Source organism: Silvibacterium bohemicum (assembly GCF_001006305.1).
GTDB lineage: Bacteria > Acidobacteriota > Terriglobia > Terriglobales > Acidobacteriaceae > Silvibacterium > Silvibacterium bohemicum.
Window position 1 is genome coordinate 171,320 of the sequence record NZ_LBHJ01000004.1, and the last position, 17,956, is coordinate 189,275.

The 17,956-nt window shown below is 59.2% G+C and carries 16 protein-coding genes; 3 read left to right on the top strand and 13 right to left on the bottom strand.

Annotated features, from left to right (window positions below; translation table 11 throughout):
- Positions 1-186 precede the first annotated feature (186 nt).
- The 3 genes from XX99_RS11375 to XX99_RS28345 all read right to left on the bottom strand — a co-directional run bounded on the left by XX99_RS11375 (position 187) and on the right by XX99_RS28345 (position 3,975).
- Entirely contained in the window at positions 187-636 is a 450-nt protein-coding gene (locus XX99_RS11375; protein ID WP_050059524.1) for a Fur family transcriptional regulator, read from the bottom strand.
- A 235-nt stretch (positions 637-871) separates the two neighbouring features.
- Positions 872-3,328, bottom strand: coding sequence for a lytic transglycosylase domain-containing protein (locus XX99_RS11380; RefSeq protein WP_156185949.1), 2,457 nt, complete (start codon positions 3,326-3,328; stop codon positions 872-874).
- 176 nt (positions 3,329-3,504) lie between these two features.
- Positions 3,505-3,975, bottom strand: coding sequence for a cupredoxin domain-containing protein (locus XX99_RS28345; RefSeq protein WP_082125496.1), 471 nt, complete (start codon positions 3,973-3,975; stop codon positions 3,505-3,507).
- Between XX99_RS28345 and XX99_RS11390 the strand changes: the two genes are divergently transcribed.
- Together XX99_RS11390 and XX99_RS11395 are read left to right on the top strand one after the other, a co-directional pair.
- Entirely contained in the window at positions 3,974-4,615 is a 642-nt protein-coding gene (locus XX99_RS11390; protein WP_050059527.1) for a sigma-70 family RNA polymerase sigma factor, read from the top strand. The two genes, XX99_RS28345 and XX99_RS11390, sit on opposite strands and share 2 nt — an antisense overlap.
- On the top strand, positions 4,612-4,845 hold the full coding sequence (locus tag XX99_RS11395; RefSeq protein ID WP_050059528.1) for an anti-sigma factor family protein: 234 nt from the start codon (positions 4,612-4,614) through the stop codon (positions 4,843-4,845). Before XX99_RS11390 ends, XX99_RS11395 begins: the two co-directional genes overlap by 4 nt.
- A gap of 244 nt (positions 4,846-5,089) precedes the next feature.
- Here the strand turns inward: XX99_RS11395 and XX99_RS11400 are convergent, their stop codons facing one another.
- From XX99_RS11400 to XX99_RS11430, 7 genes are all read right to left on the bottom strand, one after another.
- On the bottom strand, positions 5,090-6,103 hold the full coding sequence (locus tag XX99_RS11400; RefSeq protein ID WP_050059529.1) for a hypothetical protein: 1,014 nt from the start codon (positions 6,101-6,103) through the stop codon (positions 5,090-5,092).
- 195 nt (positions 6,104-6,298) lie between these two features.
- Positions 6,299-7,744, bottom strand: coding sequence for a M48 family metallopeptidase (locus XX99_RS11405; RefSeq protein WP_082125497.1), 1,446 nt, complete (start codon positions 7,742-7,744; stop codon positions 6,299-6,301).
- A 199-nt stretch (positions 7,745-7,943) separates the two neighbouring features.
- Positions 7,944-8,951 (bottom strand): DsbA family protein, encoded by a 1,008-nt coding sequence (locus tag XX99_RS11410; RefSeq protein WP_050059530.1) that lies wholly within the window; start codon positions 8,949-8,951, stop codon positions 7,944-7,946.
- Between the two features lie 26 nt (positions 8,952-8,977).
- Complete coding sequence (locus tag XX99_RS11415; protein ID WP_050059531.1) at positions 8,978-10,627, bottom strand: NAD+ synthase; 1,650 nt, start codon at positions 10,625-10,627, stop codon at positions 8,978-8,980.
- A gap of 39 nt (positions 10,628-10,666) precedes the next feature.
- Positions 10,667-11,890 (bottom strand): multidrug effflux MFS transporter, encoded by a 1,224-nt coding sequence (locus tag XX99_RS11420; protein ID WP_050059532.1) that lies wholly within the window; start codon positions 11,888-11,890, stop codon positions 10,667-10,669.
- Between the two features lie 121 nt (positions 11,891-12,011).
- Positions 12,012-12,494 (bottom strand): lipocalin-like domain-containing protein, encoded by a 483-nt coding sequence (locus tag XX99_RS11425; RefSeq protein ID WP_050059533.1) that lies wholly within the window; start codon positions 12,492-12,494, stop codon positions 12,012-12,014.
- An 11-nt stretch (positions 12,495-12,505) separates the two neighbouring features.
- Positions 12,506-13,276 carry an ABC transporter ATP-binding protein gene (locus XX99_RS11430; RefSeq protein ID WP_050060090.1) on the bottom strand — a complete coding sequence of 257 codons (771 nt, stop codon included), beginning with the start codon at positions 13,274-13,276 and terminating at the stop codon, positions 12,506-12,508.
- Between the two features lie 370 nt (positions 13,277-13,646).
- Here XX99_RS11430 and XX99_RS11435 point away from each other — a divergent pair, with 370 nt between their 5' ends.
- Positions 13,647-14,657: a carboxypeptidase-like regulatory domain-containing protein gene (locus tag XX99_RS11435; protein WP_050059534.1), complete on the top strand. Its 1,011-nt coding sequence runs from the start codon at positions 13,647-13,649 to the stop codon at positions 14,655-14,657.
- A gap of 68 nt (positions 14,658-14,725) precedes the next feature.
- On the opposite strand, the gene XX99_RS11440 is transcribed toward XX99_RS11435, so the two are convergent.
- From XX99_RS11440 to XX99_RS11450, 3 genes are all read right to left on the bottom strand, one after another.
- Positions 14,726-15,358, bottom strand: coding sequence for a molybdenum cofactor guanylyltransferase (locus XX99_RS11440; RefSeq protein ID WP_050059535.1), 633 nt, complete (start codon positions 15,356-15,358; stop codon positions 14,726-14,728).
- Positions 15,359-15,362: 4 nt separating this feature from the next.
- Positions 15,363-16,394, bottom strand: coding sequence for an L-glyceraldehyde 3-phosphate reductase (gene mgrA, locus XX99_RS11445; RefSeq protein WP_050059536.1), 1,032 nt, complete (start codon positions 16,392-16,394; stop codon positions 15,363-15,365).
- 99 nt (positions 16,395-16,493) lie between these two features.
- The gene (locus XX99_RS11450) at positions 16,494-17,870 is read right to left on the bottom strand and encodes a dipeptidase (RefSeq protein ID WP_050059537.1); all 1,377 of its coding nucleotides are present in this window, start codon (positions 17,868-17,870) and stop codon (positions 16,494-16,496) included.
- Between the last annotated feature and the right edge of the window lie 86 nt (positions 17,871-17,956).

Here is a 17,956-nt window from a genome sequence, read left to right on the forward strand (position 1 = left end):
GGCCTCACAAAGCACACGTTCGTCCTCAGGCCACCGAGGGAGTCTGTGACCATCATTGACAGTTGAAACTTTGCGGGCAGCGACCCTATAGTGAAGGAAGCCCGCAGTCTATCCGGCTGTGGTTCCCAGGTCCTCGCGGTCTCCGCCAAGAGTCAGCCGCGAGGATCTGGCGTTTTGTTCAAAGACTTACTGCAGAACTGGTTTCCGCGCCGCACATCGTTTGCAGAGCCCCCCGACTTCGAGGCGCATGACCTTGATGTCGAATTCGTTCTTATCTGCGATCTCGCGCTTCAATCGCTCAAAGGTTGGACTGGTAAACTCCTCGATCTCTCCGCAGTTGAAGCACGCCAGGTGGAGATGATCCTTCTGCGTTTTAACTTCGTAATAGTGCTTCTCGCCATTGAGGTGCATGAGATCCAGCTCATCGATCATGCCCAGACGCTTCAGCAGCTCAAGCGTTCTGTAGACCGTGGCGCGGTCGATCTTGGGATCACGCTTGCGGGCCAGCTCCAGAAGACTCGCAGCATCCAGATGGCTCTTCGCTTCCTGAATCGTCTCGATGAGAGCGCGACGCTGGGCGGTCAGGCGAACTCCCTGTGCTTCTACGGCATTCAGCAAATCGTATCTTTTGAGCATGGCGATCTAGTTGCGACTCATTCGCAATAGACATAATATACGACAACTTTAGTCGGATTACAACTGCGTCATTGAAAATTCATCCGAATGAATGATTTCCGCCCCCACGGTGGCCATTTTTTTTGCGGAAATGAGGAGCTCCATGCACGCCGGCAGCGTATTTCCAGAGCGTCGGGAGAGGGCGGCGGCAGTCGAGGCAATGCCGGATACCGCTCGGTATGCGAGAGCGAACGCGTTAGCGGGCAGCCGCTCGCTGCGTTGCAGCCTTGTCCAGCTCACGATAAATCTCTTCGTTGCGGATGATGGCCTGCACGTATTCCCTGGTTTCGGTGAAGGGGATGGACTCGACAAACTCGTCCATGTCGCGGAAGTGTCCCATCGCCTGCCAATCGAGAACGCGGTTGTCTCCGGCGTTGTATGCCGCGAAGGCGTACTCGGGATGGCCGCCGAATTTGTCCAGCGTCTGTTTGAGGTAGCGAGTACCGAGGCGGATGTTGGTAGCCGGATCCACCAATTCATTCGTCTCGAAGCGGCCCATGCCTTCCTGCTTGGCCATCGTCTTGCCTACGCTGGGTAGCAGCTGCATGAGCCCATAGGCGCTTTTGTTAGAAACGGCGTTGGGATTAAACTCCGATTCCTGACGGATCAGCGAGGCAACCATGTAAGGATCGAGGCCATTGCGAGCGGCGCTGTCTTTAATCTCCTGCCAGTACGGCTGCGGGAAGAGGATGCGCCAGTAAGCCATGGGGATGGCATCGATCGCCGCCGAGGTATAGAAGGGCACGGCGCGCTTCATCAGGCGCATGGCGTGCGCGGTTTCGCCATAGGCCGCGTAGATGGCGGCTTCGGCAAAGGCTCCCCATTCGTCGCTGCCGTCGGCGGCACGAATCTCTGCGGTGATGTATTCGTTCAGACCGGCATTGGCAAGCAGCTTGGCCTTCACCAGGTGCGGATCCTGATCGGGAACGTCGTCGCTCAGCTCCGGAACGTCTTCAGGCTGGAGCGCGTCGAGTTGAGCGGTGCTGGGTGCATCCCCCGCCTGCGCGACGGAAGCGGTCTGCAGCAGTAACGATGGATCGCTCTGAGCGAGACGCGCGAGGTGCTCCTGCGCCAGCTCGGCATAGTAGTAGTGGCGATAGACGCGGGTGAGTGTGCGATAGTACTTCGCAGCCTGCGCGGCCTGATGATCGTCTTCATAGAGTCGCGCGCGCCAATAGAGCGCGGAGGGGATCTCCTTGCCACCGGCGTAAAGCGTGATCTGTTCGTCGAAAAGAGTCGCGGCCTGTGCGGAATCGCCCTGCCGGTAGGTCAGCCATGCGGCCCGCCAGTGGGCGCTGGGTGAGTAGTTCGAGCAGGGACCGCTATGCGGCGATTCGCAGGATTTGGGAAAGCGGTGCGCTAGGTCGCCGTAATAGAGAATTGCGGTGGGAAAATCCTTGCGCAACAGATACATGTTGCCGCTGGAATAGAGGGCCTCGGCGAGCCATGGGCTGGAGGGAAAACGCGCCTTCATCCCTTCCACGATGGAGCGCTGCGTCTCGGTGTCATCCTTGTCGCGGGCCAGCTCCATCAGCAGGTATTGGCGGCGCGCACCGGCATCGTCGCTGGTGTCGGGCAGGCGCTCCAGTTCCCTTCTGTCGAGCCGCTTCAGCTTCCAGTCGCAGGCGGCAGCAGCCACCAGCATGCTGTTGCGGGCATTGGAGTCGAGCGAGGAATCATCGCCGAGCGAGCGGTATTCCTCGGCTGCACCTTCATAGCGGCCGGCCGCGTACAGGGCATCGGCATGGTGGCGGCGTTCGTCGGCGGAAAGCGACGTAATGGCTCCGGAAGAGACCAGCTGCGTGCGCGCCGCAGCCGCTTCACTGCTGAGCGGGAAGCTGAGATAGATGTGGCGGAAGGCCTGCAGTGCGTCAGCGGAGCGGCCGGCCATCAACTTCACTTTCGCATCGGCCAGCTGGAAATCGGCCTTTCCCGCGATGGCTTCGCTGCGATGGGCATCGAGCACTCTCAGCGCTGCCTGCGGGTCGCCCTCCTGCAGATAGAGATTCGCCTGCAAGACAGGCACGCTGGCGACGAAGATGGAGTCGGGATGCTTGGCGATGAAGCCATCAAGTATCGTCTCGGCCGCAGGCAGCTGGTTGCTCTGCAGATAAGCCTGCGCGGTGAGGTAGTCGGCGTAATCGTCGAGCGCATCGCCCACAGAATTCGCCGAATGCAACGCGGAGACTGCCTCGGGGAATTTGTGGTCGAGCAGATAGGCGTGACCGATCGCGAGATAAGCAGCAGCAGCAGCCTCACCGGTATGCGAGTGGGCGTATGCGGCTACACCTTCATACGCTGCGGCTGTCCGGATGGTCGAGAGCTGTTGCGCCATCGGCCTGAGCTGCGAGGACGCGACAAAAGCCTGCTGCAGCTTGCGGCTCTTCGCGATCTGCTTGGCGGACAGGGGGCGACGGGCGCGCTTTCGTGTAGCCGCGCGCCGAATTGCGGCAGCATGCGAGGCGTGGCCGGCAGCGGCCTTGTGCGTGGTTCCGGAAGACTTCTTCGTCGTGCTCGAAGCGGAGTGGCCGGCCGCTTTTTTCTTATGAGTAGTTGAGGACTGGGTTTGCCCCATGAGCAGAGACGAGCCAAGAAGCAGGATGCTTCCCGTCTTCGTCCATCTCCTCAGTCGTGAAAAATCCGCGCCTGGCAATGGCTTTACTCCCTCTTCCTACTTTATGACGAAATGCTCTCGGGATTTGCGTTGATCTATCGGCAATCGAGAGAATGTTTCCAAACTGGATAACCGAGAAATATTGGGTGCCAGTTAGGTAAGTCGTGGTGGCAATAGACTGTTACTGAAACCCGGCCCGGTCGAGTCGAACGCAGCTAATGGGATGCTGCAGGAACGGCAGCAGTCACCACGATCACACCGGTCATCTGCTTGTGGCCTGTGCCGCACAATATGCTGCAGCTCATGGGGTAAGTTCCGGCAGTGTTGGCTTTGAAGCGGATGACGGTCTCTTTTCCGGGCTGGACCGGTTCGCGGATATCTAGGCCCGGGATGGCGATGCCGTGTTCGACGTCCGTGGTAGTAACCACCAGCTCCACCTCGCCTCCCTGCGGGACTTCAATGCGGTTGGGCTCGATAGTCCATTTTTTCATCACGATCCGCTTGATTATGTCGGGCTGAGCGTCATTTCGGGGCGCCGTTCTGCAGCCTCCCAATCCCAGAAGCGTCAAGAACAACGTTGCCAACAACTTTGCCCTCGCTCCCTTGCCGCATATAGGATGGAAAGAGGAGCTGTCGCGGGAAACCACGCCAGTGCCGAGGGCCCTTTTTCTGAAACTATCTGCCATGTCCACTATCCAAACACAAGGGACCGAAGAAGTTCAGCCGGAAGAAGTTCATCCCGACGTAGCGCTGGTCAATCGCGCGCGTGAAGGTGACACTGCGGCGTACGAGAAGCTGGTGCGGCAATACGATCGCCAGATCTTTCGTATCGCCCAGCACATCACGCAGAACCGCGAGGACGCGGAAGACGTCATGCAGGATGCGTTTCTGAAGGCGTACGAGAAGTTAGACCAGTTCCAGGGGAATTCGAAGTTTTATACCTGGCTGGTGCGCATTGCGGTGAACGAATCGCTGATGCGTCTGCGTAAACGTCGCACCGGCAAGATGGTGTCGATCGATGAGGATGTCGAGACCGAGGAAGGATCCATGCCGCGCGATCTGGCGGACTGGAGCCCCGATCCGGAGGCCCAGTACGGGCAGTCGGAGATGGCCGACATCTTACGCAAGACGATTCAGGGATTGCCTCCGGGGTTCCGGGTGGTTTTCGTCTTGCGCGACGTTGATGGGCTTTCGACCGAAGAAACGGCCGAATCCCTGGGTTTAAGTATTCCAGCGGTGAAGTCGCGCCTTTTGCGGGCGCGGCTGCAGTTGCGGGAGCGGCTCAGCCGCTACTTCCGCAAAAATGGTAAGGATGGTGCAAAGTGACCTGCTCAGAGTTTTTGGCTCAGCTCGACGACCTGATCGACGACCATGTGACCGCGACCATGCGGGCCGACCTCGAAGAGCATTTGAGCGGATGCGACCACTGCGTCGTGACCCTCAGCACCACGCGCAAGACCATCGAGATCTACCGCAAGCACGAGCTCTATACACTGCCCGACACCATGCGCGAACGGCTACAGAAAGCCATCCTGGACCGCTGCAAGAAATGCTAGGGATTGGCCGTCCAGGCATCTGCGCCGGTGGCGCGTGTGTTTAGGCTTCGCTTCCTTTGGTCGCTTCGTTTGGCTCAGTAACTGAGCAAAGTTTGTTATTTTGTCTGATCGGAAGCAGTACTGCGGCGTGCAACCGCTGACAGCCTTCGTTTCGCGCTGGTGATGGCCACTCTCTTAGGGTGAGCCAGGTGAAGCAATAAAACTCACTTCATGCGCCACCGGCGCGAACGCCCGTGACGGTCAGTCACCAGCGGCCTTCCATCAATTTGAATATTCTTTCGTTCTGCTCTTTCGCGATTTGCGGCTGGTAGGGGCGGCTCTTGATGAGTCCGTTGACACGCTGAACTGCCGACCATGCAGCGCCTTTGACCCCGTCCTTGAGGGCGTTTTGGCCGGGCGGCGTGGGATGAAGCCCGCGTTTGCGCAGAATGTGGTTGGCCTTGTAGATATTTCCCCAAAGACTGTCGTGGAAGACGAAATTCAGGTTCATGGAGATGGAGATGTCGTCTCCGTTCCTGAGCCAGTGCGGCGTGTTGACCGGAAGATGTACGCCGGTGCCGGGGCGCAGGTTGTAGACCAATGCGCGCGATTCGAATTGCGGCTTGTAGACGCCTGCCTGGTTATCGACCGCCCAGAAGCGCTCTAACTCCTCATCGGGAACGGCCTCTTTGTCGGCGCGGTTGAAGAGATGGATCTGCTTGTCGCCGCGGATCTGCAGCAGCCAGGCGCACTCGCGGTCTACGTGATAAGGCGTGGCGCGACCGGGGGACGTGACAAAAAGAATGGCTTCGAACCACTTGATCTTGTTCTTGACCTGACGGCCCGCGAGCTGGAGAACGTCGGCAATGCCGTCTTCGAGGACCTTCTGGTAGGCCGGGTTGCGCTCGACGTGATTGAGCATGATCCAGCCGTTGGCATTCTGGATTGCCTCGATGGTTTCGGCGACGGCCCGGATCGGCTTGGAAGACTCCAGGGCTTTATCGCCATGTTCCGGGGTGCCGATGAGGCAATACGCATCGCCGTGCGGACGATGGGGATCGTTGCGGGAGGTGATTTCCGCCGCCAGTTCGACCAGGCTCGAAAGCTCGAAGAGCGGATGGCCGCTGAAGCGGTGCGCAACCTCAAAGGGGACGCGGTTGAAGTTTTCGCGGAAGATCCGCTCATCGCAGGAAATCATGGGCTCGGGGGTGGCCGGCAGATGAGGACGGGAGATGCTTGAATCGGTACCGCGATCTTTTGCGACGGTGGTGGATGCCATAGGTTCCGGAGACCTCGAGTCGCCGTCACCGGTCGCAGAACCGGCTCGGTCAGCTTCAGGATATGCCCGTGACAGGCCGCAACCCAAACAAAAAGTGGTAACACAAGTTGTTGAGGGGTACCCGATTCGAGGGATTACCAAAGCAGCATCAGGGGCTCACCGTATCGTTTGCCCCTGATAACGGCAGAGCTATTGCTAATTGCTGGAGCTGTTTCCCGTCCCTGAACCAGAGCCGGTGCTTCCGCCGCTGGTTCCAGATCCGCTCCCCGAGCTGGACCCTGACCCGCTGCCAGTCCCGCTTCCCGAGCCCGTGCCCGTGCCGCTCCCCGTTCCAGTGCCGCTTCCGGTTCCGGTCCCCGTTCCAGAGCCCGAGCTGGGGTTGGATCCCGAACCAGTTCCGGAATCGTCCCGGCGGTGGAGCGTGGGACGCTCGTCGTCGCCGCCGTTGCTACTGCCACTTCCATTCGAGTCAGAGTTGCTGACCCTGCGCAGGGTCGGCTTCTGGCCATTCTTGCCGTCCGTCAACTTGCGCTTGTTTTCGATGCGGGCCAGCCGCGCCTTCACATCGTCAAACTCCGACGTCGTCACGATGTATTCGTCGCGTGGAGGCAGGATGGTGGCGATCTCCTCCTGCGAATGTTGAATACGGTCCGGTGTCTGAGGGTGATCGGAGAACACTTTCGCGACCGCGCCGGGCTTGTGTTTTTCGAGATCCTGGATCTTCTCAAAGAAGGTGATGAAGGCCTGCGGATCGTAGCCTGCCCGGTACATGTACTGGATCCCCAGGTAGTCGGCCTGAGCCTCGAACTCGCGCGAGAACTCCAGGAACGTCACGGGGATAGCGATGTTCGCCGCTTCGTAGATGCCGTAGCCTGTCCACCCGCCGATAAAGATGAGAGGAATGGTGCCGAGCTGCGCGTAGTTCGCGCGGGTCATCTCGCGGGCCGCGTGGTGGGCGCAGACGTGGGCGGTTTCGTGAGCCATGACGCCGGCCAGCTCCGCTTCCTCATCGGCGGCCAGAATCAGGCCGGAGTTCACATAAAAGAAGCCGCCGGGCAGCGCCATGGCGTTGATCTCGTCGGTGTCGATGACCTTGATGGTGAAGGGAACCTTGCAGTCCGAGTTCTTTACGATGTTCTGGCCGATGCGGTTGATGTACTCGGTCACCATCGGATCGGTGATGAACTTGGTGCTCTTCTCGAGCTGCATGGCATAGGACTTGCCCATCTTGATTTCGGACTCGGTCGAATACCAGTTGCCCATGCCACGCGCGCCTATATTGCGCGTGCCTACCGCATTCACATCTTCGATACTGCCCTGCTTGATTCCGGGCATGCTTCCGTCGGCGTTGGGCGTTTTGCTAGGCGGCGGAGGCGGCGGTGTAGAGGATGGGGGCGCGGAGTCGGAATTGGCGGCCGGGGTGTCCGTTGGCGGCACCGGCGAAGTCTGGACCGGACCCTTCTGCGCCGGGGTCTGGGTGCTTGCTGGCTGAGTCGACTGCGGGGAGGTGCTCTGCGGCGCGTTTTGCGCGGGCGTCGAAGCGGGCTGACCGGACTGTGCGAAAGCATGTCCTGAAAGAGCCAGAGTGGCAGCCAGAAGAATCGATGCCGGACGGCGATCGGAAAAAGATAGATTGCGCATGGAGAACTCCCGAAGCAGTCGGAACCCTGCTTCATTAGACGTAGTATGCGCCCAATTGTTGCGGGGTGTCATCCGGCTGCATGCCGCGGAGCGGACGAATTTCGCCTGTTTTCATGGGATCAAGCAGTTTGAACCGATGAGGCCGGGGGGAACTCCCCGAGTTCTCCACCCAGCCTCGCCGCAGATGTTTTCTGCGCGCCTACTGGTCGAGCGAAAACTGATAGGCCACGATCTCTTTCAGCTTTTCATAGGGCAGCTCGCCGTTGGCTACTTCGCCTACGGGAATCTGGCGGCCGTTGATGAAGAGCATCGGCGTCTCGTTCACGTTTAGATCGCGAGCCAGCTTCACTGAGGCATCGACAGGAGTTTTCCCGGCGCTGGTGTAGCTGCAGGAGCCGATCTTGGCGGGGTCCAATCCGGCTTTCGTGACAGCTTCGCCAAGCGCAGCGTCGGAACCCTCCGGAGTCAGATTCTGCTGATTCGCGAAAACAGCGTCAGCATATTTGAAGAACGCCGCGTCGCCTCCCTGCTGCGCGACACAAACACCATAGGCCGCAGCCTTGTAGGCCTCGCTGTGAATGGAGACCAGCGGGAAGTTCTCAAATACAAAGCGCGCGTTGGGGAAATCCTGAACGAGCCGTTCGATGGTCGGCTGCACCGCCTTGCAGTGCGGGCATTGAAAATCGGCAAACTCGACGAACTCGAACTTCTTGTCGCTGGCTCCGCGGCTGGGACCGGCGGCCCGCTCCTGCAGGGCGCGGCGAGTTTCGGCATAAGGATGCGCACCGAAGGGGAGCACCTCGTTGGCGATAAGGTGATTGCCGTCAGGAGTTACGTAGAAGACCAGCGGAGCAATCTGCTGCGCATTGCTTTTCTGCGCCACATAGATAGTAACTTTGCTGACGTTCGGCGCGGGCGTGGGTTCAATTGCGAAGACCTCCCATACGCGGTCGGTGTCGTATCCCCAGGAAATCTTCAGGAACTGCTCTACGGTTTCGCGAGTCGGCGTGGTGGCAGAAAAATTGTTGGGGCCGACGGGCGGAAACTGCGGCGCAGAAGTTGCGGGAGCTGGAGTTGGAGCAGCGGGAGCCTCCTGCGCGTAAAGGAAAGACCCATGAGTCGCGCTCACCAGCAGCGCTCCGGCAAGTGCAGACCTCAGAAACATCTTCGTCACACCCGTGCTCGACAGACGCAGAACAACACCCATCTTTCCCTCTTCCTTTTCGACTTCGCTTATACCTGAACTTTGACGGCGATGGGGAAACGGCGGCCCATTCCGAATGCCTTTGCGGTGACTTTCAGTACCGGCGCTGCCTGCTGCCGTTTGTACTCGCTGCGTTCCACCAGTTTGACGACCTTGCGCACCATTTCGAGATCAAGGTTGTGGGAGGCTGCGATGGCCTCGGGCGTTTCGTAGCGCTCGACGTAGGCCTCGAGAATGGGATCGAGGATCTCATAGGGCGGCAGCGAGTCGGTGTCTTTCTGATCGGGCCGCAGCTCGGCGGAGGGCGGCTTCTCGATGATCGACTCGGGAATGATTTCCCCGTCACGGTTCACATAGCGGCAGAGCTCATAAACCTCGGTCTTGAGCACATCTCCGATCACAGCGAGCGCGCCAACCATGTCGCCGTAAAGAGTGCAGTAACCGGTCGACATCTCGCTCTTGTTGCCGGTGGTTAGCACCAGCGCGTTGAACTTGTTAGAGAGCGCCATGAGCAGGTTGCCGCGAATACGCGATTGAATATTTTCTTCCGTAATGTCGGGCTGGAGACCGGCGAAGAGCGGGCCAAGCGACTTATTGTATTCGGCGAAGAGGTCGGAGATGCCGATCAGCTCGAAGCGAATGCCGAGATTCTCGGCGAGATGGCGGGCGTCGTCGATTGAGCCTTGCGACGAATAAGGGCTGGGCATGCCGATGGCCAGTACATTTTCTTTGCCGAGCGCCTCAACGGCGATCGCGGCTACCAGGGCTGAATCAATGCCGCCGCTCAGTCCAATGATGGCTTTCGAGAAGCCGCACTTGCGCACGTAGTCGCGTGTGCCGGTGACAAGTGCATAGAAAATGGCTTCGTGTTCCGACGCGGATTTCGAGGTGTGCAGATCGCCGGTGAGCGCCTGGGTATCGATGAAGATCAGATCCTCTTCGAAGGACTTGGCCTGGGCGATCACCTCGCCGTCGCGATTGAGTGAAATGCTCGATCCATCGAAGATGAGGCTGTCGTTGCCGCCGACCTGATTCACCATGAGCACCGGCGCATGGTGACGGCGGGCGATGGCAGCCAGCATTCGCTGGCGCGTCTCACGCTTGTCGCGCCAGTAAGGCGACGCTGAGATGTTGAGGATAAGGTTGCCGCCGGCGCGCATCAGCTCTTCGATGGGATCGACTGTGTAGAGACGATTCTCCCAGAAGCTCTTGTCGTTCCACGCATCTTCGCAGATGGTGAGCGCGACGTTCTCTCCGTTAAGACAGAAGAGCCTTTGTTTTTCTGTGGGAGCAAAATAACGCTGCTCGTCGAAGACGTCGTAGAACGGGAGCAGCATCTTGGATTGCACAAACTCGATGTGCCCGTTGCGCAGCAGCGCAGCCGAGTTGCGAACGTGCTTGCCGCTCCCGTGGGGAGCGGGCGTGACGTATCCAAGAATGATAGCGATGGAGCTGTTGGCTGTCTTCGCGGCGATCTCTTCGACGACCTGCCCTGCGCGGGCCACAAAGGCCGGCTTCTCGAGCAGGTCTGCGGGCCAGTATCCGCTGACGGAGAGCTCGGAGAAGATGACCAGATCCGCCCCGCCCTGCTGCGCGCGAGCGGTGAAATCGAGGATTTTGCGGGCGTTTCCGTCGAAGTCACCGACGGTGGGGTTCATCTGGGCTAGCGCGATCTTCACAGCTCCAGTGTAACAACCGCGGCATTTATTGCAGGAGCGTCAGTGGGCGACGAAAACTTCCCGCTCATCGTTAATGACGAGTTCGCCGACCCGCGTCCTGCCAACCAGCAGGGTCACGAGTGCCACGAGAGCCGTGCCCGCCATGAGGGTGATAACTGCCTGAACACCGAGCAAGCCGATGCCCATGGAGATGAGCGCGCCGATGCCCGTCTGCAGAAATCCCATTAGCGCAGAAGCACGGCCGGCGTCGCGCGAGAACGGCCCCAGGGCGATAGCGGCTCCATTCGGATAGGTGAATCCGATGCAGGCGAGAAAGACAAAAAACAACGCCAGCGTTCCTTTCAAATCCACGACATGAGCGCGGGCGCCGAGCACGAAGCCGACTCCAATGAAAACCTGCATCACCAGCGCGGCAAGAAAAATCCCCTGACTGCTGTAACGGCGCAGGAGGAAGACATTCACATTGTTGCCGCCGATGAAGCCCATCACCAGCACCGCGAAGGTGATGCCAAAGGCTTTCGTGCCCATGTGAAAGCCGTCCATGAAGATGACCGGCGAGCCGGCCACAAAAGTGAACAATCCTGCGAAGGAAAAGGCTCCGGCCAAAGTGTACGTAAGGAACTGCGGATTACGGAAAATATTCCAAAAACCGAAAAAGATAGGCCCTGGACGCAGAGAGACGGAGTGGTCTGGGCGATGGCCTTCGGGCAGGAAGAAAAATGTAACCACGAGAATGACAAATGCGATGGCTGCGAGCAAAACGAAGATCCAGTGCCAGCCGAGACCCGCCATCATGGCGCTGCCGATGGTCGGAGCCAGAAGCGGCGAGGTGCCGATCATCAAGAAGAGCAGCGAGAAGATCTTGGCGCTCTCTTTCGCCGGGAAAAAATCTCGCACCATGGCAATGGCGCCGACCTGGGCTACGCATCCGCCCAGCGCTTCGAGAAAGCGAAGTGCGATGAATGTTCTGAGGTTGGGAGCCAGTGCGCAGCCTACTGAACAGAGAATGTAGACAACGAGTCCTACATAGAGCGGCTTTTTTCTACCGAAACGGTCGAGCATCGGGCCATAAATCAGCTGGCCCAGCGCAAAGCCGACAAAATACGTCGAGAGCGAAAGGGAGATGGCCGAGGTGGTGGTGCCGAACTCCGCCGCAATACGCGCGAATGCCGGCAGATACATGTCGATGGCGAACGGCGTGACCACGCACAGGGAGCCGAGCAGCACGATGATCCAGGTAAGGTTGTGTTTCGAAGAGGCCATCCGCGCCAGATCTGCTCCGTGGAAAATTCCGGTGAAATTGTCGGTTGAGTTAGGAGGCGTTGTTCAGGCCCGCCGGCACCGAACGCTTTCTACATTGGATAACAACAATCCCTCGCGGGATTCATTCCGCATACGAAGCGCTTTCCTGCACACATTCCTCTTGCACCCGCTCCCAGACGAGCTGCGCGACCATGGTGTGTCTCGCCTGCTTGAGCGGGCCGGTGCGAAGCGTTAGCCGATCGCCCTCGAACTTGTAATTCCTCACCTCAGGGCGGCCGACCCAGTGAGGAAAGAGGCTGGCTTCGACATGATGAATCACCTTATCGCCTTCGATCGTGTAACGGCCGGTATAGGCGATGTAGCTGCGGTTGCGGCGGGGACGGTCTGTTGAGGCAGGGTCGGGGCTGATGCGCTCGATGACTCCGCGCTTGCGGCGGGCCGGCCCCAGATTACCGCTCATGTAACCCTCAGCTGAATAGATGAGGTAGCCGCGCACGTCCGTGCCCCAGGGCTTTTCAATCACCCCATCATCGTGAACGAAAGAATAATCGAGGAGCCGCCAGGTTCCAATGAAATCTGCTGTGGTGGCCGGAGAGGTCGTCATGCGTCAAGAATTTAGGCTTTGGGTAGAACCAGGGCGTCGAGGTCGAGGAACTGCCTGAGAATTTCGTCGTCGGAGGCTTTCATCTCGTCCATGGTGCCAAAGAAATGAGCCTTGGCCTGATGCAGGAAGAGCACGCGGTCGGCGAGGCGCTCGGCGAAGCGCATGTCGTGGGTCACGACGATGCTGGTCAGGCGCAGCTGATGCTTCAGCTTTTGAATCAGGTCGCCGAGGAGGCGGCCGATCAGAGGATCGACCATAGTGGTTGGCTCGTCATAGAGAATCGCATCGGGCTGCGCGGAAAGGGCGCGCGCAATCGCCACGGAGCGCTTCATGCCGGTGGAGAGATCGGAGGGCAGCAGTTCGGTCATTCCGGAGACGCCCACCATATCGAGAAGTCCGTTGACGATTTGCTGGATCTGGTCCTCGGCCAGTTCGCGGCGCTCACGTAACGGAAAGGCCACGTTTTCGCCAACACTCAGCGAATCGAAGAGCGCGCCGTTCTGGAAGACCATGGTGACCTTGCGGCGCACCTGCTGCATCTGTTCTTCGGAATAGCCGCAGATATTCTGGCCGGCAACCAGAATTTTTCCGGAATCGGGCCTGAGAAAACCCATGATCTGCTGCAGCGAAACCGACTTGCCCACGCCGCTTCGGCCGAGAATGCAGAGGGTTTCACCCGGCTTGACGAAAAAACTGACATTATCGAGCACGGTGAGGTTGCCGAAGGACTTCGATACCTTGTCGAAAGCAATATAGGGCGCGTTGTCGTCGACACGCGCGATCTCTGAGTGCCCGTTGCCGTAAGTGCCGCCATTGCGGCCGTTGCTGGCGCCGACGGTTTCGATTTCCGGTAAACCCGGTTCCTGATGGGGATTGCTCGCCAAAAAATCGCTCCTCACTCCAGAGTAAGGCAAAAGCTCAAATGCCGTCATAGCGATTCGATAAGCCTTTTGGTAACGAATCGATGAAACCCGATTGAGCCCCGCGATTACCTCTCTGGGCTTTGCGAATCCGGCGCGAGCCATTTATCCGGACACAGGGACGTTGAATTTTTTGCAGGGTCGTAATTATCAGCTGCCTTTTTGCACCAAAATCGCGGTTTCCAGAGTCCTATGGAAGGTCATCCGGCCACGGGGAGAACTTTTTTCGAAAATGCGCATCAGATTGCTCTTTTCCATCTTAATGATCTGTGCGCTCGTGCAGCATCTGCCGGCTCAGCAAGTCTCTGCGCCCGAACCACAAACCGGAACCATCGTGGGCACGATAACGGATGTGCGAAGCGACATCATTCCGGAGGCGGCTGTCTCCCTCGAGAGCCAGGACTCGGATAGCCCGTTGACGCCCGCGGCGAAGGTAGCTGCAAACGACAACGGTTTTTTCATCATCAACTACGTTCGACCAGGTATCGCCTATCACCTCGTTGTGAGCGCCACCGGATTCGCGCCGTGGACCTCGCCGTCCATCACGCTGCAGCCAGGGCAATATCTGGAGCTTTCGAAGATCACGCTGCAGGTTGCCGCGTCGATAACCACGGTGACCGCCGTCCTGAGCCCGGAAGAGATCGCTACCGAACAGGTTCACATCGAAGAGAAGCAGCGTGTTCTGGGCTTCGTCCCCAATTTTTACGTGGTCTATGACCAGCATCCTGCGCCGCTCACCGCGAAGCTGAAATTCCAGCTGGCTCTGCACACTTCGATCGATCCGGTCACATTCCTCGGCGCGGCTTTCATATCGGCCGTCGATCAGGCAGGCGACACGCCCGATTACGGGCAAGGGGCGAAGGGATACGCCCAGCGCTTCGGAGCCAACTACACCAACGGTGTAACCGACATCCTCTTCGGCGGAGCGATTTTGCCGTCGCTCCTGCACCAGGACCCACGCTATTACTATCAGGGAACGGGAACGACGAAGTCGCGACTGCGCCACGCGCTCACCAGCTCCATTATCTGCAAGGGCGACAACGGTAAACCGGAGTTTAATTTTTCCAGCATCGGCGGCTTTCTTATCTCGGGAGCCATCGCCGAGAGCTACTATCCGGAGAGAAATCGCGGACCGGGCTTGGTTTTCAACACCACTGCCATTGATATTGCCGCAAACATGGCGAACGGCGTAATTCAAGAATTTCTCTTGCGCCATCTCACCCCCTCGGCCAAAAAGCCCTAGAACGGATCGGCAGAACCTTCTGGCTGCCTACTCTGCGCCCGCGGAGACATTTCGAAATCAATTCTCTCTCAAGATCCGTTAGCCCGCGCCAGATCTGCAGGTGTGTTGAGGTTCTCAAACCACGTGTGGGCTGGTGGACTGTGAGGCCAATCCTCACTCGGCAAAGACCCGCTCCGCTGCGCGGCTGCAACATGTTCAATCTGAAAGTTGTCGATGGACATGTGTTCCGCCTGCGCGGCCTGTGCGATGACGCGCATCACCTTGCCGTCGCCTTGAGAGAGCGCTGCGCTTATATGCGCAAGCAGGCGGCGGTGATAGACAGCGCAGAGCGGCTGGGGATGGCCGCTGTGCCAGGGGATGGTGGCCGCGGCATCAGCGATTGCAGAACGTGCGGCCATCCAGCGCAGAAACTCCACGGGGAGACGTGGAAGATCGACGGGCAGGAAAAGATTCAGATCGGCATCGGTGAGGCTCAGCGCGGCCTCGATACCGCCGAGAGGTCCGCGGGCCGGAATGTTGTCAGGGATGACGGGAGCGAAACGCGCCAGATCGGGCCGCACGCCGAGGATGCGCGGCGTGAAGCCCAGACTGCGCAGCTTGTCGAGCGCATGCTCGATGAGCGGGCGGCCTCGCCACTCAAGGAGAGCCTTATCCCGCCCCATGCGCGAGCTCAGGCCGCCGGCGAGGACGAAGGCGTTCATCGCGCTATTCTGTGCCTTCGCGGGCGCCCTTCCAAAGATCGAGTTCGCCTTCCCGCGCATAGCTATCGATCTCTTTCAGCTCGGCATCGCCGAAGTCGAGTTTCTTCACCGCATCGAGCGAGTCGTCAAGCTGCGCAACATTGCGCGCCCCGATGAGAGCCGAGGTGACGCGATGGTCGCGCAGCACCCAGGCAATCGCCATCTGCGCCAGCGTCTGGCCCCGGCCTTTTGCGATTTCATTGAGGGAGCGGACGCGCTTGAGGTTTTCCTCGCTGAGATGCTCCTTCTGCAAGGAGCCTTCGGCCTTGGCCCGTGAGTTCTCCGGAATCCCGTGAAGGTATTTGTTGGTGAGCAATCCTTGTGCGAGCGGCGAAAACGCGATGCAGCCCACGCCGAGCTCGTCCAACGTAGCGAGCAGGCCGTGCTCGATCCAGCGATTAAGCATGGAGTAGGAGGGCTGATGAATGAGCAGCGGCACGCCGGCGCTCTTGAGAATCTGCGCCGCCTCCCGGGTGCGTTCAGGGCTGTAGGACGAGATGCCCACATAAAGCGCCTTGCCCTGATGGACAGCGGAGGCCAGTGCGCCCATGGTTTCTTCGAGCGGCACATCCATGCTGGGTCGGTGCGAATAGAAGATGTCGACGTAGTCGAGGCCCATGCGCTCAAGGCTCTCGTCGAGCGAGGCGAGCAGATACTTGCGCGAGCCGCCGATGCCGTAGGGGCCGGGCCACATGTCCCATCCCGCCTTGGAGGAGATAAGCAGCTCGTTGCGCAGGCCGCGGAAATCCTTGCGCAAAATCTCGCCAAAGTTTTCTTCTGCCGAGCCGTAAGGCGGGCCGTAGTTGTTGGCTAGATCGAAGTGCGTAACGCCGCGGTCGAAGGCGCGGCGGATGACGGCGCGGCCGGTTTCGAAGACGTCGGCGCCGCCGAAGTTCTGCCATAGGCCGAGGGACACCGGCGGAAGGACGATGCCGGATTTTCCGCAGCGGCGGAAGGTTGCAGTGTCGTAACGCTTAGAGTCGGGAATATAAGTCATTGGTTCAGTCTCCTGATGCGCGTTGGCACGCGGTTACTTGTAGCAGCCGCCGAGAAACCACAGTTTCCTAGGCTTCGCTCGGGATGACAATAGCAGCTACTAGGCCGAGCCCAGCTTCTCGAAAAAGACGATGATCGATTCGATACCGCGGTAGTAGTTGGCGATATGGAACTTCTCGTTCGGCGCGTGGAGATTGTCGTCAGGCAGACCGAAGCCCATCATCACCGTAGGGATTTTCAGGTGGCGCTCGAAATCGCCGACGATGGGAATCGAGCCTCCGCCGCGCACGAAGACAGTATCGCGCCCCCAGACATCTTTCATCGCATCTTTTGCCGCTTCGATGTAGCGATTGTCGGTGCCCACGACGATTGCGTCGCCGGAGTGAATGAGGCGAACATCCAGCTCGATGCCCTTGGGCTTGAGCGATTCAACATAACTTTTGTATTGCGTGAAGGCCTGCTGCGGAGTCATATCCGGGACCAGGCGCATCGAGACCTTGGCGACCGCTTTGGCTGGGATGACGGTCTTCGCGCCGGCTCCGGTAAAGCCGCCGGGCATGCCGTGGACATCAAGCGTGGGGCGCGCCCAGGTGCGCTCCAGCACCGAGAAACCGGGCTCGCCGGTGAGCTGGGACGAGCCGACTTCAGTGGTGCGATAGTGCTCCTCGTCGAAGGGCAGAGTCTGCCAGGCTTTCAGCTCGTCTTCACTGGGCGCCTTTATCGCGTCGTAGAAGCCCGGAATGAGAATGCGGCCTGATGGATCTTTGAGTTGGGTGATGATCTGCGCCAGCGCGACAAAGGGGTTGGGCGCTGCGCCGCCGTACATTCCGGAGTGGAGATCGGTTTTGGCGCCGCGCGCTTCGATTTCGGTGTAGATCATGCCGCGCAGGCCGACACAGAGCGTGGGCAGCTCCGGGGCGAACATCTCGGTATCGGAGACCAGGGCAAAATCAGCTTTCAAGCGGTCGCCGTGCTCACGAACGAATTTAGCGATCTGCTCTCCACCGACTTCTTCTTCCCCTTCGAGAATGACGCGGACATTGAGAGGCAGCTTGCCGTTGTGCGCCTGGAACAGCGATTCCAGCGCTTTGACGTGCATCAGCATCTGGCCTTTGTCGTCGACCGCACCGCGTGCGTACAGGTTGCCATCGCGTTCCGTAGGCTCGAAGGGCGGAGTTTTCCATTCGTCGAGCGGGTCCGGCGGTTGGACATCGTAATGTCCATAGCAGAGGGAGGTTGGCTTCCCGGCGGCGTGCAGCCAGTCGGCATAGACCAGCGGATGGCCGGCAGTCGCGATGACCTCGACGTTTTCCATTCCGATACGCTTCAGCTCGGCAGCCAGCCAATCGGCAGCGGCCTTCACATCTTTTTTGTGTTCGGGGAGCGTGGAGATGGAAGGAATGCGCAGAAGCGCCTTGAGCTCTTCGAGGAAGCGGGTGTGATTTGCGCGGGCAAAGTCTACTGCGGGGGAAGACATTCTTGACTCCTAAGGCTTGAAATCGCGACAGCTGAGTATAAATTGCGCGTGGGACTCAATGTGCTTTGACCAGGTTCGCGTTTCCA

Bases quoted from the DNA above. Each gene is read 5' to 3' on its own strand.
- XX99_RS11410 (WP_050059530.1), bottom strand. From the start codon at position 8,951: ATGGGTGTTGTTCTGCGTCTGTCGAGCACGGGTGTGACGAAGATGTTT.
- XX99_RS11375 (WP_050059524.1), bottom strand. From the start codon at position 636: ATGCTCAAAAGATACGATTTGCTGAATGCCGTAGAAGCACAGGGAGTT.
- XX99_RS11425 (WP_050059533.1), bottom strand. From the start codon at position 12,494: ATGACGACCTCTCCGGCCACCACAGCAGATTTCATTGGAACCTGGCGG.
- XX99_RS11435 (WP_050059534.1), top strand. From the start codon at position 13,647: ATGCGCATCAGATTGCTCTTTTCCATCTTAATGATCTGTGCGCTCGTG.
- XX99_RS11450 (WP_050059537.1), bottom strand. From the start codon at position 17,870: ATGTCTTCCCCCGCAGTAGACTTTGCCCGCGCAAATCACACCCGCTTC.
- XX99_RS28345 (WP_082125496.1), bottom strand. From the start codon at position 3,975: ATGGCAGATAGTTTCAGAAAAAGGGCCCTCGGCACTGGCGTGGTTTCC.
- mgrA (WP_050059536.1), bottom strand. From the start codon at position 16,394: ATGACTTATATTCCCGACTCTAAGCGTTACGACACTGCAACCTTCCGC.
- XX99_RS11420 (WP_050059532.1), bottom strand. From the start codon at position 11,890: ATGGCCTCTTCGAAACACAACCTTACCTGGATCATCGTGCTGCTCGGC.
- XX99_RS11440 (WP_050059535.1), bottom strand. From the start codon at position 15,358: ATGAACGCCTTCGTCCTCGCCGGCGGCCTGAGCTCGCGCATGGGGCGG.
- XX99_RS11400 (WP_050059529.1), bottom strand. From the start codon at position 6,103: ATGGCATCCACCACCGTCGCAAAAGATCGCGGTACCGATTCAAGCATC.
- XX99_RS11405 (WP_082125497.1), bottom strand. From the start codon at position 7,744: ATGCGCAATCTATCTTTTTCCGATCGCCGTCCGGCATCGATTCTTCTG.
- XX99_RS11390 (WP_050059527.1), top strand. From the start codon at position 3,974: ATGTCCACTATCCAAACACAAGGGACCGAAGAAGTTCAGCCGGAAGAA.